14 protein-coding genes and 2 tRNA genes are annotated in these 16,501 nt (G+C 54.6%); 2 read left to right on the forward strand and 14 right to left on the reverse strand.

Features of this window, described 5'->3' with window-relative positions; genetic code table 11:
- Nucleotides 1-14 precede the first annotated feature (14 nt).
- The 7 genes from ilvA to EDF78_RS24905 all read right to left on the reverse strand — a co-directional run bounded on the left by ilvA (nucleotide 15) and on the right by EDF78_RS24905 (nucleotide 8,091).
- Complete coding sequence (ilvA, locus tag EDF78_RS24875) at nucleotides 15-1,559, reverse strand: threonine ammonia-lyase, biosynthetic (RefSeq protein ID WP_133824159.1); 1,545 nt, start codon at nucleotides 1,557-1,559, stop codon at nucleotides 15-17.
- Between the two features lie 5 nt (nucleotides 1,560-1,564).
- Nucleotides 1,565-3,415: a dihydroxy-acid dehydratase gene (gene ilvD, locus EDF78_RS24880; protein WP_095925244.1), complete on the reverse strand. Its 1,851-nt coding sequence runs from the start codon at nucleotides 3,413-3,415 to the stop codon at nucleotides 1,565-1,567.
- Nucleotides 3,416-3,618: 203 nt separating this feature from the next.
- Nucleotides 3,619-4,548, reverse strand: a complete 930-nt coding sequence (locus EDF78_RS24885) for a branched-chain amino acid transaminase (protein WP_095924174.1) — start codon at nucleotides 4,546-4,548, stop codon at nucleotides 3,619-3,621.
- Between the two features lie 16 nt (nucleotides 4,549-4,564).
- The gene (gene ilvM / locus EDF78_RS24890; protein WP_013577547.1) at nucleotides 4,565-4,828 is read right to left on the reverse strand and encodes an acetolactate synthase 2 small subunit; all 264 of its coding nucleotides are present in this window, start codon (nucleotides 4,826-4,828) and stop codon (nucleotides 4,565-4,567) included.
- Nucleotides 4,825-6,471: an acetolactate synthase 2 catalytic subunit gene (gene ilvG / locus EDF78_RS24895; protein ID WP_133824160.1), complete on the reverse strand. Its 1,647-nt coding sequence runs from the start codon at nucleotides 6,469-6,471 to the stop codon at nucleotides 4,825-4,827. The genes ilvM and ilvG overlap by 4 nt, the downstream gene beginning before the upstream one ends.
- 147 nt (nucleotides 6,472-6,618) lie before the next feature.
- Nucleotides 6,619-6,720, reverse strand: a complete 102-nt coding sequence (ilvL, locus tag EDF78_RS24900; RefSeq protein WP_015699153.1) for an ilv operon leader peptide — start codon at nucleotides 6,718-6,720, stop codon at nucleotides 6,619-6,621.
- A 132-nt stretch (nucleotides 6,721-6,852) separates the two neighbouring features.
- Entirely contained in the window at nucleotides 6,853-8,091 is a 1,239-nt protein-coding gene (locus EDF78_RS24905) for an MFS transporter (protein WP_119822803.1), read from the reverse strand.
- Between the two features lie 366 nt (nucleotides 8,092-8,457).
- On the opposite strand from EDF78_RS24905, the gene EDF78_RS24910 reads away from it, so the two are divergent.
- Entirely contained in the window at nucleotides 8,458-9,993 is a 1,536-nt protein-coding gene (locus EDF78_RS24910) for a YifB family Mg chelatase-like AAA ATPase (protein WP_133824161.1), read from the forward strand.
- A gap of 25 nt (nucleotides 9,994-10,018) precedes the next feature.
- On the opposite strand, the gene EDF78_RS24915 is transcribed toward EDF78_RS24910, so the two are convergent.
- Entirely contained in the window at nucleotides 10,019-10,357 is a 339-nt protein-coding gene (locus EDF78_RS24915; protein WP_095924170.1) for a DUF413 domain-containing protein, read from the reverse strand.
- 118 nt (nucleotides 10,358-10,475) lie between these two features.
- Here EDF78_RS24915 and hdfR point away from each other — a divergent pair, with 118 nt between their 5' ends.
- Nucleotides 10,476-11,300 carry an HTH-type transcriptional regulator HdfR gene (hdfR, locus tag EDF78_RS24920; protein ID WP_095924169.1) on the forward strand — a complete coding sequence of 275 codons (825 nt, stop codon included), beginning with the start codon at nucleotides 10,476-10,478 and terminating at the stop codon, nucleotides 11,298-11,300.
- A gap of 11 nt (nucleotides 11,301-11,311) precedes the next feature.
- Here hdfR and yjfF read toward each other — a convergent pair whose 3' ends face one another.
- The 6 genes from yjfF to EDF78_RS24950 form a co-directional block, all read right to left on the reverse strand.
- Nucleotides 11,312-12,298, reverse strand: a complete 987-nt coding sequence (gene yjfF, locus EDF78_RS24925) for a galactofuranose ABC transporter, permease protein YjfF (protein ID WP_119822806.1) — start codon at nucleotides 12,296-12,298, stop codon at nucleotides 11,312-11,314.
- Entirely contained in the window at nucleotides 12,298-13,317 is a 1,020-nt protein-coding gene (ytfT, locus tag EDF78_RS24930; protein WP_119822807.1) for a galactofuranose ABC transporter, ATP-binding protein YtfT, read from the reverse strand. Before ytfT ends, yjfF begins: the two co-directional genes overlap by 1 nt.
- A 10-nt stretch (nucleotides 13,318-13,327) precedes the next feature.
- Nucleotides 13,328-14,809, reverse strand: coding sequence for a galactofuranose ABC transporter, ATP-binding protein YtfR (gene ytfR, locus EDF78_RS24935; protein WP_208294502.1), 1,482 nt, complete (start codon nucleotides 14,807-14,809; stop codon nucleotides 13,328-13,330).
- A 110-nt stretch (nucleotides 14,810-14,919) separates the two neighbouring features.
- On the reverse strand, nucleotides 14,920-15,876 hold the full coding sequence (ytfQ, locus tag EDF78_RS24940; protein WP_015699160.1) for a galactofuranose ABC transporter, galactofuranose-binding protein YtfQ: 957 nt from the start codon (nucleotides 15,874-15,876) through the stop codon (nucleotides 14,920-14,922).
- A gap of 403 nt (nucleotides 15,877-16,279) precedes the next feature.
- Nucleotides 16,280-16,355: transfer RNA gene (locus EDF78_RS24945), tRNA-Trp, on the reverse strand.
- A 53-nt stretch (nucleotides 16,356-16,408) separates the two neighbouring features.
- Nucleotides 16,409-16,485, reverse strand: a tRNA-Asp gene (locus EDF78_RS24950).
- Nucleotides 16,486-16,501 lie beyond the last annotated feature (16 nt).

The following is a 16,501-nucleotide window of genomic DNA, read 5'->3' on the forward strand; positions in this document are numbered from 1 at the left end:
TCCCGTTTGTCTTATCAGCCCGCCAGGAAGAAGCGGAACGCCGGATTATCACTTTCGTTGTGACAGTCATAGCCCAGCGCCGACAGGTTCTGTTCGAACTCCGGCTCTTCTTCGTTCAGCTCAAACGCTGCCAGCACGCGACCAAAATCGGTGCCGTGGCTGCGGTAATGGAACAGCGAAATATTCCAGTGCGTGCCCAGCGTGTGCAGGAATTTCAGCAATGCGCCCGGCGATTCCGGGAATTCAAAGCTGTAAAGCCGCTCTTGCAGAGGCTTAGTCGGACGCCCGCCCACCATGTAACGCACATGAAGTTTTGCCATTTCATCGTCGGACAAATCCACAACCTGATAACCGTCATGGTTCAGTTCAGCAATGATTTCCTGCCGCTCTGCATGACCGCGCGTCAGACGCACACCCACAAAAATGCAGGCGTTGTCCGCATCGGCATAACGGTAGTTAAACTCCGTCACCGAACGGCCACCCAGCAGCTGACAGAATTTCAGGAAGCTGCCTTTGCGCTCAGGAATGGTCACCGCCAGCAGTGCTTCGCGTTGCTCGCCCAGCTCGCAGCGTTCTGACACATAACGCAGGCCGTGGAAATTCACGTTCGCGCCGGAAAGCACATGCGCCAGACGTTCGCCCTGGATGTTGTGCTGCTGCACGTATTTTTTCAGCCCCGCCAGCGCCAGCGCACCGGAAGGCTCAGCAATTGCGCGCACATCCTCGAACAAATCTTTCACTGCCGCACAAATGGAATCGCTGTCGACGGTGATCACATCATCCAGATATTCACGGCACAGACGGAAGGTTTCGTTGCCGATACGTTTCACCGCCACGCCTTCGGCAAACAACCCGACACGCGCCAGATCCACCGGTTCACCGGCGTCCATTGCCGCGCGCAGGCAGGCAGAATCTTCGGCTTCGACGCCGATCACCTGAATCTGCGGCATCAGCTGTTTGATCAGCACCGCCACACCGGCAGCCAGACCGCCACCACCGACAGGCACGAAAACGCGATCGAGATGCGCATCCTGTTGCAGCAGTTCCATCGCCAGCGTGCCCTGTCCGGCGATCACCGCCGGATGGTCGAACGGGGGCACAAACGTCATGCCCTGTTCCTGCGACAACGTGATCGCTTTGGCTTTCGCCTCATCGAAATTCGCGCCATGCAGTAACACTTCACCGCCAAAATTACGCACCGCATCGACTTTGATATCGGCTGTCGCCACCGGCATCACAATCAGCGATTTGATGCCTTTTTTGGTGGCCGACAATGCGACGCCCTGCGCGTGGTTGCCCGCTGACGCCGTGACGACGCCGCGTGCGGCCTCGTCTTCGGTCAGGCTGGCGATCATCGAATACGCCCCGCGCAGTTTAAAACTGTGGACAGCCTGGCGGTCCTCCCTCTTCACCAGAATGGTATTACCCAGCCGGGAAGAGATCTTTTCCATGACCTGCAAAGGCGTCACCTGAGCGACTTCATAAACCGGCGCACGCAGCACGGCACGCAGATATTCTGCGCCGCACGGCTGGTCGGGTAGAGGTTGTGATACCGCCATGTCTGTCAGCCTCCCAGCTTAGACTTGTCGCGTACTGCGCCTTTGTCCGCGCTGGTTGCCAGCAATGCGTAAGCACGCAGCGCAAGAGAGACCACACGTTCGCGATTTTTCGGCGTCCAGGCTTTATCACCACGCGCCAGTTCGGCTTCGTGACGCGCTGCCAGTTCCGCCGCAGGCACGTCCAGCACCATGCTGCGGTTTGGAATGTCGATGTCGATGATGTCGCCATCCTGCACCAGCGCAATCAGGCCGCCGCTGCCCGCTTCCGGAGAAACGTGGCCGATGGACAGACCGGAGGTACCGCCGGAGAAACGGCCATCGGTGATCAGCGCACACTCTTTGCCCAGCCCCATGGATTTCAGATAGGTGGTCGGATAGAGCATTTCCTGCATGCCCGGCCCGCCTTTCGGCCCTTCGTAGCGGATCACCACGACATCGCCGGAAACCACTTTGCCGCCGAGAATCGCTTCAACCGCGCTGTCCTGGCTTTCGTACACTTTGGCCGGACCCCGGAAGGTCAGGTTGGATTCATCCACGCCGGCGGTTTTAACGATACTGCCCGCTTCCGCGATGTTGCCGTAAAGCACGGCCAGACCGCCGTCTTTGCTGAACGCATGTTCCAGAGAACGGATACAGCCTTCGGCGCGGTCATCATCGAGCGTGTCCCAGCGACAATCCTGTGAGAACGCCTGGGTGGTACGGATACCCGCCGGACCGGCGCGGAACATTTTTTTCACCGCTTCGTCTTTGGTCAGCATGATGTCGTACTGATCCAGCGTCTGGTTCAGGGTCAGGCCGAGAATGTTTTTCACGTCGCGGTTCAGGAGATTCGCGCGATCCAGTTCGCCCAAAATGGCCAGAACGCCACCGGCACGGTGCACGTCTTCCATGTGATATTTCTGGGTGCTTGGCGCGACTTTACACAGGTGTGGCACTTTGCGGGACAGACGGTCGATGTCGGTCATGTCGAAGTCGATTTCGCCTTCCTGCGCGGCAGCCAGCAGGTGCAGAACGGTGTTAGTCGAGCCGCCCATTGCGATATCCAGGATCATGGCGTTTTCGAATGCGGCTTTGCTGGCGATGTTGCGCGGCAATGCGCTTTCATCGTCTTTTTCGTAATAACGTTTGGTCAGCTCAACAATACGGCGACCGGCGTTGAGGAACAGGTCGCGGCGGTCGGCGTGGGTTGCCAGCAATGAACCGTTGCCCGGCTGAGACAAACCCAGTGCTTCGGTCAGACAGTTCATGGAGTTGGCGGTGAACATACCGGAACAGGAACCGCAGGTCGGACAGGCAGAACGCTCGATTTGTTCGCTGTCGGCATCGCTGACGTTCGGGTTTGCGCCCTGAATCATTGCATCGACCAGGTCGAGTTTGATGATTTTGTCAGACAGTTTGGTTTTACCGGCTTCCATCGGGCCGCCGGACACGAAGATCACCGGAATATTCAGGCGCAGTGACGCCATCAGCATTCCCGGGGTGATCTTGTCGCAGTTGGAGATACACACCATGGCATCGGCGCAGTGCGCGTTCACCATGTATTCCACGGAGTCTGCGATCAGCTCGCGAGAAGGCAGTGAATACAGCATGCCGCCATGACCCATGGCGATCCCGTCATCCACAGCGATGGTGTTGAATTCTTTCGCCACGCCGCCAGACGCTTCGATTTGTTCGGCAACCAGCTTACCCAGATCGCGCAGATGCACGTGACCCGGCACGAACTGGGTAAATGAGTTAACGACAGCAATAATAGGCTTACCGAAATCGTTATCGGTCATGCCGGTGGCGCGCCATAATGCGCGGGCGCCAGCCATGTTACGGCCGTGCGTCGTGGTGTGGGAACGGTACTTAGGCATGCTCTGTTCACTCCAAATCATTTCTGTTTAGCAGGCATCAAAATCGCTGCCTGCTGAATGTCTAATTTATCCTCATCATTACCCTAAATCATTCGGGTTGCAGCAAGGCGGCAACTGAATGAATCCCCGGGAGCTTACTCAGGTAAGTGACCGGGGTGAATAAAGGCAGCCAACGCAGAAGCAGCCTGAAGGATGACGGGTAATTATTGTGGGTTGATTGGATCCAGCCAACCCCATTTATCTTCGGTTTTGCCGGTGAACAGGCCGAAGAACGCATCCTGAATTTGTTTGGTGACCGGGCCACGCTTGCCAATGCCGACCTGAATGCCGTCAACGCTGCGAACTGGCGTGATTTCTGCAGCAGTACCGGACATGAAGACTTCGTCGGCCAGATACAGGGATTCACGGGACAGAACTTGTTCGCGCACTTCCAGACCCATGTCTTTCGCCAGTTTAATAATAGCGTCACGGGTGATACCTGGCAGGGCTGAAGAGGTAAATGGCGGCGTAAACAGAATGCCCTCTTTCACTTCAAACAGGTTTTCGCCTGCGCCTTCAGACACATAACCGTGAACGTCCAGCGCGATACCTTCCTGATAACCGTGACGGCGCGCTTCGCTGCCGACCAGCAATGAGGAAAGGTAGTTACCCCCGGCTTTCGCGGCCGTTGGAATGGTGTTAGCGGCAACGCGGTTCCAGGAAGACACCATCGCGTCGATGCCCTGTTCCAGCGCTTCTTCACCCAGATACGCGCCCCACGGGAAGGCGGCGATGATCACATCAGTTTTGTAGCCATCCGGCGGGTTAACGCCCATACCCACATCGCCGACAAACACCAGCGGACGAATATACGCGCTGACCAGATTGTTTTTGCGCAGCGTCTCGCGGCAAGCTTCCATCAGCTCATCCACGCTCTGAGAAACCGGCATACGGTAGATTTTTGCGGAATCGCGCAGACGCTGCATGTGTTCACGGTGACGGAATACGACTGGGCCTTTGTGGGAGTCGTAGCAGCGCACGCCTTCGAATACGGAAGTGCCGTAATGCAATGCGTGTGACATGACGTGGACTTTCGCTTCTGCCCACGGAACCATCTCGCCATTGAACCAAATGTAATCAGCTTTCTTCGTCATTCTCTCGTTCCTTTACTCACGCATTCGCGCGTATTTGTTGTGATGTGTGTTGCTGGATCTCGACACAAGCGACATCCATAAGTTTGCGTAACTGTGAAGACAGTAAATCTACCGGCCGCTGACTGGCAACGGTCAATTCGATATTTATGTTTTCCGCATTAACCATCGGCGTCATGTTCATCGCGCACACCTGAAAACCACGGTGACGGACAACGCGTAATACGCGCTCCAACATTTCGGGGCGGAAACGGGCCTGAATTGAGACGTTATGTTGCATCATGACATTTTCTCCAGCATGGTTTCGTTGCCTGCGCCCGGTGGAACCAGCGGCCAGACATTCTCATTTTCGTCGATGGAAACCTGAAGCAAATACGGACCTTCGCTGTTGAAGAAGGCGTCCAGAGCGGCATCGACTTGATCTTTACGGTGGATACGTTGGCCGGGGATATTGAAGGCACTGGCCAGCGTGACAAAATCGGGGTTATCGGAGAGGTTGGTTTCACTGAAGCGTCCGTCGAAGAACAATTCCTGCCACTGTCGTACCATCCCTAACCGCTGGTTATCCAGCAACAGGATTTTGACGGGCAACTGTTTTCGCTTGATGGTGCCCAGTTCCTGAACGTTCATCATGAATGAACCATCACCGGAAACGCAGATCACCATGTCGTCGGGACGGGCAACCTGTGCGCCGACAGCAGCCGGAACGCCAAAGCCCATAGTGCCCAGTCCGCTGGAAGTGATGAAGTTTTCCGGACGGGTGAACTGCATGTGTTGCGCGGTCCACATCTGATGCTGGCCGACGTCGGTGGTCACCACGGTGCTGGCAGATTTACGGTCGGAGATTTGTTTCAGTAACAGCGGCGCATAAATCGCTTCGCCCGGATGGTCGTAACGCCATTCGCCCTGCACTTTCAGGGTCATCACTTCATCACGCCATGCGTTGATGTTCAGTGGCTGGTGCAGCGCCGGTAACAGCGTATTCAAATCACCCTGTAATGCCACGTGTGCCTGACGTAATTTATTCAGTTCAGCCGGGTCGATATCCATATGGATAACGGCCGCGTCTGGCGCGAAGGTATTCAGCTTGCCGGTCACGCGGTCATCGAAGCGCGCACCGACGGCAATCAGTAAATCACAAGACTGAACGGCCAGATTCGCCGCTTTGGTGCCATGCATGCCCAGCATACCCAGATAGCACGGGTCGCTGGCATCCGGCGCGCCCAGTCCTTTCAGCGTGGCCACCGCGGGCATACCTGTCGCAGAAATAAACTCACGTAATGCAGGAACCGCCTGCGCGATACCGACACCACCACCGACGTAAACCATCGGCTTTTTCGCGGCGGCAATCATCGCGCGGGCTTGTTGCAGTTCAGCGGCCGGATGCGGGAACGTTTCTTCTACCGCGACCAGATGCGGCGGTAATTCGCCGACGGCCAGCTGGATATCTTTCGGGATGTCGATCAGAACCGGGCCAGGACGGCCGGAGCTGGCGATGGCAAAGGCTTCCGCCATGATTTCCGGCAGTGCTTCCAGCGATTCGACCAGAAAGCTGTGTTTGGTGCAGGCCAGAGACAGCCCTAAAACGTCGATTTCCTGGAAAGCATCGGTGCCGATGAAAGCAGAACCGACCTGACCGGTGATGGCAACCAGCGGAACGGAATCTAACAGCGCGTCGGCCAGACCGGTGATCAGGTTGGTCGCGCCGGGGCCGGAGGTGGCGATACAAACGCCGACTTTTCCGGTAGAACGGGCATAGCCGATGGCAGCCATTGCAGCGCCCTGCTCATGCCGGCACAACAGGTGTTCCACGCCGCCGTCATACAGTGCATCGTATACCGGCATGATTGCCCCGCCAGGATAACCAAATACTGTATTTACACCCTGCGCACGCAACGCTTGTACTACCCATTGTGCTCCGTTCATCTTTATTCTCCTGCCTTTTTGCGACAAGTGCAGAATATTATGCTGTTGCTCATTTTCCGACCCCGCTTCACTGTTCTCTGAAATTCCTGACCCAAAAAAAAACCCCGGACCTTTCGGTGCGGGGTTTCTTTTCAGGTTCAGGCTTGTTTAATAAGCCTTTCTTCGTCCAAGTGCAGCCCCGCACGGTGGGATAATAATCACCACCACGCTAATCACGACTAGGCTAACTACGAGGAGAAGGGCTTTCATTTTTCGGTTTCTAAAATTCATATTGCGAACGATTGCCTACAGAGTTATCACAGTCAGACGTTTAATGACAACACTTTTCTTACGTTATTATTTGCAGCACATAGCAAAATCCACGAAAAATCATCTGAAAAATCAAACCTTAGCGCGGTGATCTGCCGTTTGATTATTTATTGCTCCGGCAATGGCTTTTCCGCGCGTATCCCGGCCAAACGCCACCAGAACAGAAATCAGGATGGCGACAGTACCGGCGACAATTGCCATCGCCAGTCCGTAATTGTGTCCGTGGCTTTCAGCAATGTAAGCCTGAAGTGTCGCATTGACGGATGCGATGAGATTACCGAGCTGGTACACAAACCCCGGCAGAACCGCGCGGGTGTTGGCGGGCACCAGTTCGGTCAGATAAGTCGGCACCACGCCCCAGGCGCCCTGCACCATAAACTGCATCAGAAACGCCCCCAGCCCCAGCATCCACGAACCGCCGGAAAATGCCCATAAAGGAATGACCGGCAGCGAAAGCAGCGCGGCAATAATAATCGCCTTCTTACGGCCAATTTTCTCCGACAGGGAACCGAAGAAGATCCCGCCGATAATTGACGCGATGTTGTAGCTTATGGCGATTAAACTGACGGTATGTGCGTCGAAACCGTGCTGAACTTTCAGGAATGTCGGATAGAGATCCTGCGTGCCGTGACTGAAGAAGTTGAAGCCCGCCATCAGCACCACCAGATAAATACACAGCTTCCAGTTTTTCTTCAGCACCGGCATCAGCGCGGTGCTTTCGTTGCGTTCCCGCGCTGCCAGCCAGACCGGCGATTCCTGCACTTTGAACCAGATAAACGGCAGCAGGAAAACCGGCACAGCGCCAATCACAAACATGCCGCGCCAGCCAACCACATCAAACAGTAAACCGTACACCACCGCCGCCAGCAGATAACCAAACGGATAACCCGCCTGGAAAATCCCTGACATCATGCCGCGTGAGCGGTCAGGAATGGTTTCCATCGCCAGAGAAGACGCCACGCCCCAGACGCCGCCCATCGCAATGCCGTAAATCACACGCAGGATCAGGAAAACAGTCAGTGAAGGTGCCGCCGCAGTACAGAGCTCGAAGAAAGAAAACAGTGCGATATTGACCATCAGCACCGGCTTGCGTCCGTACTTTTCCGCCGCACGACCAAACAACAGCGCGCCTATTGGCCGCACGGCCAGCGTCAGCAGGATCGCCAGGGTGACCTGTTTGATATCCACCTGAAAAGCAGTGGCGATATCACTGAGCAGAAAGACCAGAACGAAAAAATCAAAGGCATCGAGGGTCCAGCTCAGAAAGCTGGCGATGGCAACGTTACGCTGCCGGGAAGTCCAACCAAACATGGGTAAGTCCCTATTCCGGAATCGCTGTAGGCAGTGCACTGACCGGGGCATTCCGGAAAATTCCCGGTCAGGCAGAGAGATGTTAATCGGTGTTTTGTATTTGTTTATTTATTGTTAAATACACCCAGATTAAACACCGCTGCCGCTATGACCGGCAACTTAATTAGCCCGCTAATTTGTTTCCAGAGACCTCAAACTGTTAGGGAGTATTGCGGTCTGTGCGAGGCTTCTCGTAACTTTTCAGGTTAACCCGCTGACTTACAGATTATTTTTCCACGGCATTACGCATTCCGACAAACTTCTTCCCGCAGGGGCTTCAGCCTCAGGCATGCTGCCGTCAGGAGATTTCACAGCAAAGGAAAAAGCATGTCATTAGCCGTGGTGTATACCCGCGCCTCTCTGGGTGTTCAGGCGCCCGGCGTCTCGGTCGAAGTGCATATCAGCAACGGGTTACCGGCGCTGACGCTGGTCGGTTTGCCGGAAACCACCGTCAAGGAAGCCCGGGACAGGGTACGCAGCGCCATCATCAACTGCGGGTTTACCTTTCCGGCGAAACGCATCACCGTCAACCTGGCGCCTGCGGATTTACCCAAGGAAGGCGGCCGGTATGATTTGTCTATCGCGCTGGCGATTCTGGTGGCCTCAGAGCAGCTTCAGGGCGATAAGCTGGAGGAGTACGAGTTTCTGGGTGAACTCGGGCTTTCCGGTTCCCTGCGCAGCGTCAATGGCGCCATTCCGGCGGCACTGGAAGCGCAAAAAGAAGGCAGGGTGCTGATCCTTCCGCAAAATAATCAGACGGAAATGACGTTGCTGGATCCCGGTGTTGCGCGGGTCGCCGGGCATTTGTTGCAGGTCTGCGCCTTTTTGCAGGGCGAAGATAATCTGCCGCCCATTGAATTCCCCGCTCATCCGCCTGAACCCGCGCGTCAACCCGACCTCGCCGACATCATTGGTCAGGAACAGTCAAAACGCGCACTGGAGGTCGCGGCAGCAGGGGGACATAATTTATTGCTGATCGGTCCGCCGGGCACAGGCAAAACCATGCTGGCCAGCCGGTTGCCGGGATTGCTGCCACCGCTGAGTAACGAGGAAAAGCTGGAAACCGCGGCCATCGCCAGTCTGGTGTATAACCCGGAGGAGGACGGTGAATTCTCCCGCGTCCGCCCTTTCCGCGCGCCACATCACAGCACGTCAATGAGTGCGCTGGTCGGGGGTGGCTCGCTGCCAAGGCCGGGGGAGATTTCGCTGGCACATAACGGCGTGTTGTTTCTCGACGAGCTTCCTGAATTTCAGCGGCAGGTTCTGGATGCCCTGCGCCAGCCTATGGAATCCGGCGAAATCACCATTTCCCGCGCCCGCGCGAAAGTGCGCTACCCGGCCAGAGCGCAACTGATCGCAGCGATGAATCCCAGCCCGACCGGACACTATCAGGGCGTGCATAACCGTACGCCACCGCAACAGGTTTTGCGGTATCTGAGCCGGCTTTCCGGCCCGTTTCTCGATCGCTTTGACTTATCCATTGAAGTCCCGCTGTTGCCGCCGGGTATTCTGAGCCAGCAACATCATTCGCCTGCCATCAGGGAAAGCAGTGCGCAGGTACGGGAGCGGGTATTGCTCGCCAGAGAAAGGCAGGTAGCACGTGCGGGGAAAATCAACGCCCATCTGAGCAGCAGTGAAGTTGAACGCTGGTGTGTGTTGACGCCGGGGGATGCGCAATTTCTGGAGGAGGTACTGCAAAAACTGGGATTGTCGGTCAGAGCCTGGCACCGCATTCTGAAAGTCGCGAGAACACTGGCGGATTTAGGGGGCGCAGAATCGATTGAAAGACGGCATATTGCAGAGGCACTGAGCTATCGCAGCATGGATAGGCTATTGTTAACGTTACATAAGAATCTGGCGTAAAAAAACGGGGCAACGCCCCGTTTCATTAGTCATCGCTTTCCGTGTAGTCTTCTACAGCGTCAGCCTGCGGTTTACCGCCAGACAGCGTGTGGAATTTCTTCGGACGACGCGTGCGGACAATGTATTTGTTCCACACTTTTTCTGCATCTGTTACAGGTTCGCGTGTACCGCGGCAAACCTCCAGGAACAGCTTTTCTTCGTCGGTAACGGGCTCACGTTTTCCCAGATCCAGCTCGTTAAAAGCAAAGCCGTAACGTTCTAGCATTTGCGCTTCTTTAATGGTGAAATCGCCATGCCGGGAGAACCCGCGAGGGTAATGTTTATTATCAAAAAAACGATTTGTCGTGGTGAAGCTTTCCGCCATCTGACACGCTCCTAATTCTCTCATGGTCGTGCTGTTATGGCGCGGAGTATTAGTTAGGCTTGACATTGTGTAAAACAAAACATTTAAATCTTAACGACAAAAAATATTGGAGATAGTTTTGGACACGGAATTACTGAAAACCTTTTTGGAGGTCAGTAGAACTCGCCACTTTGGTCGGGCGGCGGAATCCCTTTATCTGACGCAATCCGCTGTCAGCTTTCGTATCCGACAACTGGAAACCCAACTTGGCGCCAATTTATTCACACGGCATCGCAATAACATCCGCTTAACGCCCGCAGGAGAACGTCTGCTGCCTTATGCAGAGAATCTGATGTCGACGTGGCAGATGGCGAAAAAAGAGGTTGTACGCTCGTTACAGCACACAGAATTGTCCATTGGCGCCACGGCGTCGCTGTGGGAAGCCTATCTGACGCCGTGGATGCAGTCTTTGTACACTCAGCGCGGCACACTAAGACTGGAAGCGCGCATCGCCCTTCGTCAGTCGCTGGTGAAACAATTGCATGAAAGACAACTGGATTTACTGATCACCACTGAACCGCCGAAGATGGATGAACTGTCGAGTCAGTTGCTGGGTAATTTCTCGTTACGACTTTTTTCATCGCAGAAAACCGCAAGAGGGGAACATCCGCCCTATGTGAAGCTGGAATGGGGTGCCGATTTTCCGCAGCAGGAAAAACTGCAAAACAGCGATCAGGAACCGGTACTGACCACGACCTCCGCGCATCTGACCCGTCAGTTGCTGGAAAATACCGGCGGCTGCGCCTTCCTGCCCGCGCACTGGGCAAAAGAATATCCGCAACTTGCGGCACATGAGGATGTGCCACCGGTGATCCGACCGTTGTACGCCGTCTGGCTGCAAACCAGCGATCAGCAGGTTCTGATCCGTCAGTTACTCAAAACGCCACTAATCACTAATCTCTGAACCGTCCGGCCTCAGGACGGTTCAGGCCGCGGATGGCGCGCTCTTCTGGCGGTCCAGAACGTGCCCATGCCTTTTTGCAATCCGATGAAGATAAACAACAAAATACCCATCACGATTTTGGTCCACCACGAACTGAGTGTGCCGTCGAAGGTGATGTAGGTCTGAATCAGCCCCTGGATAAGCACGCCAAACAAACTGCCTAACACCGTGCCTACGCCGCCACTCAGCAGTGTTCCGCCAATAACGACAGACGCGATGGCATCGAGTTCCACGCCGCTCGCCGCTAGCGCATAACCTGCCGAGGTGTAGAGTGAGAAAATAATGCCAGACAGCACTGCCAGCGTACTCGACAGCATGTAGATATAAATCGTGGTACGACGGACGGGCACCCCCATCAGCGCAGCCGACACATTGCTTCCGCCGACGGCATAGACGTTGTTACCGAATCGCGTCCGGTGCGCCAGAATAATTCCGCCAAACACCACCAGCAGCATCACCAGAGCCAGTAAGGTGAAACGGCCTCCTCCCGGCATTTTCCAGGCATAATTAGCGAGGAAATCGTAAACCGGATGGTTAATCGGCAACGACTCTTCCGAGACGATAAAACTCATCCCCCGCACGAAGAACATCCCCGCCAGCGTGATAATGAAAGCAGGCAGTTTCAGCGTATCAATGATCCACCCCATCAGGGCACCAAACGTGGCCCCCATCAGCAGCACAATGACAAACGCATAGCCAGGCGCTATACCGTAGGCCCCGATCAGTTTTGCCAGCAATACCCCGGTAAAGGCGATAACCGAGCCGACGGAAAGGTCGATACCGCCGGAGAGGATCACGAAAGTCATACCGACAGCGACAATGCCCAGAAAAGCGTTATCGGTCAGCAAATCAAAAAAGACGCGGGTGGATGCAAACCCCGGAAACTGGGTGAAGCAATAGGCATATCCCGCCAGAAACACCACGATAGTAATCAGCAGCGGCAGATTTCTTTTAAGCATTATCCCTTCCTCCGGAACAGATTACTGAGCGAGACACGGGGTGACTGAACGACCAGTACGGCCAGCACCACCAGCGCTTTCAGCACCAGGTTGAATTCCGGTTTGAAGCCGGAGAGCAGGATGCCGGTATTCATACCCTGAATGATCAGCGCACCCACGACCGAAAGAAGCAGGTTAAAGCGTCCGCCTAACAGGGAACCGCCACCGATGACCACCGCCAGAATGGCGTCGAGTTCCAGCCATAGCCCGGCGTTATTGGCATCTGCGCCCCGGATATCAGCCGTCACGATAACGCCCGCCACCGCCGCACAAATGCCGCAAATCACATAGGTGGATATCAGCACTAAACGGGCGTTTACCCCGGCGTTATACGCAGAACGGATGTTGATCCCCACTGATTCGATAAAAAGACCGAGCGCCGTTTTCCGCGTCAGCGCCCAGACCACAATCAGCATGACGATCGCGATAATTACCGGCATCGGCAGATAGAACAGAGAGCCGCTGCCGAACTGCGATAAACCATTATGTTCAAAGGTGACGATTTGTCCCTCTGTAATCAGCTGTGCAATGCCGCGTCCGGCGACCATCAGCATCAACGTGGCGACAATCGGCTGAATTTGCAGAACCGCCACCAGAAAGCCATTCCACAAACCACAGACAGCACCGACGCCGACCGAGGCGAGCAGCACCATGATCAGCGGATAGCCCTGCACGGTCATAGTCGCAGCCGTCGCACCGGCAATCGCCATGACTGCGCCAACGGAAAGGTCGATGCCGCCGGTGGCGATCACCAGCGTCATCCCGAGAGCCAGTAAGGCAACCGGCGCGCCACGGTTAAAAATATCAACCAGGCTGCCAAACAGGCGGCCATCCTGAATGTGGATAGAGAAAAAGCCCGGTGCGACCAGACTGTCGATGATTAATATGGCGACGAAAGCCCCAATTTGCGTGGCACCTTTGGGAAATACCCATCTTACTTTGCGCGGTTTTCCCGTCATTTGCAGACTCCTGTTGTTCATCGCTATCTCCTCATTGCGCCGCAATGGCTTTCATAATGGCTGGCACGGAGATATCAGCCTGCTCGATTTCGGCAACATGACGACGGTCGCGAAGGACGACAATGCGATCGGCATAACCGGAGAGTTCTTCCAGCTCAGAGGAAATAACCAGTAACGCCAGCCCCTCATCGCACAGTTTTTCTATCAGACGAATAATTTCTGCGTGGGCACCGACGTCAATCCCACGGGTAGGCTCATCGAGTATGAGAAAGCGCGGATTGGTTGCCAGCCAGCGGGACAGCAACACTTTTTGCTGGTTACCGCCGGAAAGATACTGAATTTCCTGCTCAGTGCCGGGCGTACGAATGCCCAGGAGTTTGATAAACTTTTCAGCGATCTGATGCTGTTCTTTCATTGGCAACGGACGCAACCAGCCACGCTGAGCCTGTAAGGCAAGAATGATGTTTTCCCGCACCGTCGCTGCGCCGATAATGCCATCGGTTTTACGATCTTCCGGGCAATACCCAAACCCCAGTTTCGCCGCCTTTCTCGGCGTGCTGATGGTTTCCTCTTTGCCATCCACCCGCGCATTGCCGCTGTCATGGCCTTTAATGCCGAAAATCAGCTGAGCGGTTTCTGTCCGTCCGGATCCCAGCAGGCCGGCCAGACCGACAATTTCGCCGCGCCTGACTTTCAGATCAAAATGTTCGACCACGCCGCGACGGCCATAGTCTTTGAAATCCACTAACGGCTCACCCGTCACATTCCGGTGTTCCGTGCGTTTGAGCAGGCTTTCATCAAAACTGTGACCCAGCATCATGGGGACAAGATCGATACGCGGTAAATCCACTGTCCGTTCTGACCCGACGCGCTTGCCGTTTCGCAAAACGGTGATCCGGTCACTGATCCGATAAACCTGATCGAGGAAATGGGTGACGAAAATCATCCCCACACCTTTATCACGCAACTGAACCAGAATATCGAGCAACATGCTGACTTCTTTGGCATCCAGACTGGCCGTCGGCTCATCAAGGATTAAGACCTGGGCAGAAAGATCGACGGCGCGGGCGATCGCCACGATTTGCTGGATTGCAATGGAATAGGTTGAGAGTGGCTGGCTGACATCCAGATGCAGGCCATACCCCTCCAGAAGCGCGTCAGCCTGTTGTTCCATCTTGCGCTGATTGACCAGACCGAAGCGGGTAGGTTCACGCCCGATGAAAAGGTTAGCCGCAACGGAAATATTCGGCAGGAGGTTAACTTCCTGATAGACCGTACCAATCCCCAGCGACTGGGCATCAGCGGTATTGACAGGCTCGATGGGCTGGCCGTTGAGGAATACCTGGCCTGCTGAGCGTTTATAGACACCGGTGAGGGCTTTAATCATTGTGGACTTACCGGCGCCGTTCTCACCTAAAAGGGCAACAATTTCACCGCGTTCGAGGGTAAAGTCGACATTTTCCAGCGCCTTCACGCCGGGGAATTCTACTGACAGGCCGCGAACTTCAAGCAGCGTTTCTGAACCAGGATTATCCGTCACGTCACTACTCCTGCTGCATTCGCCACAGGCGAAAAGGGAATAATTTTTACCGGCTTGCCCGTGAGACAAGCCGGTAAACCGGCTTAATAACCCATGTTTTTCTTCATGTCATATTCTTTCTGAGCCATGTCCGGCAGGATCAACGCGGATTGAGTCTGAATGAATTTCTTCGGTTGAGTACCGTCCTTTTTCATCGCAATCAGCGCATCAAATGCAGGTCCAGCCATGTTAGGCGTCAGCTCGACAGAAGCATTCGCTTCACCCGCCAGCATAGCTTTGTAGATATCAGGAACACCGTCGATAGAGACGATTTTGATTTGCGAGCCCGGCTTCAGGCCGGCTTCTTTGATGGCCTGAATGGCACCAATCGCCATGTCGTCGTTATGCGCGTAAACGGCACAAATATTTTTGCCGTTTTGCTCTGCCTTGATGAAGCTTTCCATCACTTCTTTCCCTTTACTGCGGGTGAAGTCGCCGGATTGGGAACGGATAATTTTGACGTTTGGCGCAGCTTTCAGGGCATCGGCAAAACCTTGTTTACGGTTTAACGCGACGCTGGCACCGACGGTTCCCTGCAATTCGACAACATTACAAGGTTTGCCCGCAGACTCTTTGACCAGCCAGTCACCTGCCACTTTACCTTCATAAACGCTGTCCGAGGCTACTGCTGCCGTATACAGGGACGGATCACTGACCTCAATCGTGCGGTCTAACAGAAATACCGGGATCTTGGCTTCTTTCGCTTCCGTCAGTACAGGTGCCCAGCCGGTTGCCACAACAGGCGCGATGAATATGGCATCAACACCTTGCGCGATGAATGAACGTATCGCTTTGATTTGGTTCTCTTGTTTTTGCTGAGCATCGGCAATTTTCAGTGTAATGCCACGTTTTTCCGCTTCTGATTTAGATACTTTTGTTTCCGCAGAACGCCACCCAGACTCAGAGCCGATCTGCGAAAAACCAACAACCAGCGGAGCCGCCTGAGCTGCGCCACAAAGTACTGTTGCTACTGCTGCTGCCACAAATAAGCGTTTGTACATGTCTCTTTCCTCGCGTGTAGTCTGAGCTACTTTTTGTTATGACTCGTAGGGTACGGCCAGGACATTCACCCGACATATGCCCTCATCCGCTACGACCTGAGGCCGTCAAAAGGACAAAAACAAGAGTGCCGGGAACTGGTAGTCGTCATAAGACGATGATTAGGTTTAGTACATTGGGAAAAAGCGAGCATGAGCGAGGTCACATACGGGGAGAACAATCAATTAGTGCATGTATTCAGCCAAAACATGACCAAAAATAACCCGTAAAAGAGACGAAATTGAGCGTAAAGGGTGCAAGAAATCACTGACGGATTGTATTAAAGGCAAGAGGATAAGAAGAGGGAGGAGATTTCACAAAATTAAGACGAAAAAAAACCCCTCGCTTTCGCGAAGGGTTTCAATATGGCAGGGGCGGAGAGACTCGAACTCGCGACACCCGGTTTTGGAGACCGGTGCTCTACCAACTGAGCTACGCCCCTAAATTACGCTTACTATTATGCCTGCTAATTTAGCAGGCATAATTTTTAATAAGTGGCGGAACGGACGGGGCTCGAACCCGCGACCCCCTGCGTGACAGGCAGGTATTCTAACCAACTGAACTACCGCTCCACCGGTTCTTTCACAT

Origin of the sequence: Rahnella sp. BIGb0236, assembly GCF_004364755.1 — a bacterium.
GTDB classification, from domain to species: domain Bacteria; phylum Pseudomonadota; class Gammaproteobacteria; order Enterobacterales; family Enterobacteriaceae; genus Rahnella; species Rahnella victoriana.

What these genes read in the sequence shown, in the direction of transcription:
- ilvA (WP_133824159.1), bottom strand. Translation starts at nt 1,559, where the DNA reads ATGGCGGTATCACAACCTCTACCCGACCAGCCGTGCGGCGCAGAATAT.
- ilvD (WP_095925244.1), bottom strand. Translation starts at nt 3,415, where the DNA reads ATGCCTAAGTACCGTTCCCACACCACGACGCACGGCCGTAACATGGCT.
- EDF78_RS24885 (WP_095924174.1), bottom strand. Translation starts at nt 4,548, where the DNA reads ATGACGAAGAAAGCTGATTACATTTGGTTCAATGGCGAGATGGTTCCG.
- ilvM (WP_013577547.1), bottom strand. Translation starts at nt 4,828, where the DNA reads ATGATGCAACATAACGTCTCAATTCAGGCCCGTTTCCGCCCCGAAATG.
- ilvG (WP_133824160.1), bottom strand. Translation starts at nt 6,471, where the DNA reads ATGAACGGAGCACAATGGGTAGTACAAGCGTTGCGTGCGCAGGGTGTA.
- ilvL (WP_015699153.1), bottom strand. Translation starts at nt 6,720, where the DNA reads ATGAAAGCCCTTCTCCTCGTAGTTAGCCTAGTCGTGATTAGCGTGGTG.
- EDF78_RS24905 (WP_119822803.1), bottom strand. Translation starts at nt 8,091, where the DNA reads ATGTTTGGTTGGACTTCCCGGCAGCGTAACGTTGCCATCGCCAGCTTT.
- EDF78_RS24910 (WP_133824161.1), top strand. Translation starts at nt 8,458, where the DNA reads ATGTCATTAGCCGTGGTGTATACCCGCGCCTCTCTGGGTGTTCAGGCG.
- EDF78_RS24915 (WP_095924170.1), bottom strand. Translation starts at nt 10,357, where the DNA reads ATGGCGGAAAGCTTCACCACGACAAATCGTTTTTTTGATAATAAACAT.
- yjfF (WP_119822806.1), bottom strand. Translation starts at nt 12,298, where the DNA reads ATGCTTAAAAGAAATCTGCCGCTGCTGATTACTATCGTGGTGTTTCTG.
- ytfT (WP_119822807.1), bottom strand. Translation starts at nt 13,317, where the DNA reads ATGAACAACAGGAGTCTGCAAATGACGGGAAAACCGCGCAAAGTAAGA.
- ytfQ (WP_015699160.1), bottom strand. Translation starts at nt 15,876, where the DNA reads ATGTACAAACGCTTATTTGTGGCAGCAGCAGTAGCAACAGTACTTTGT.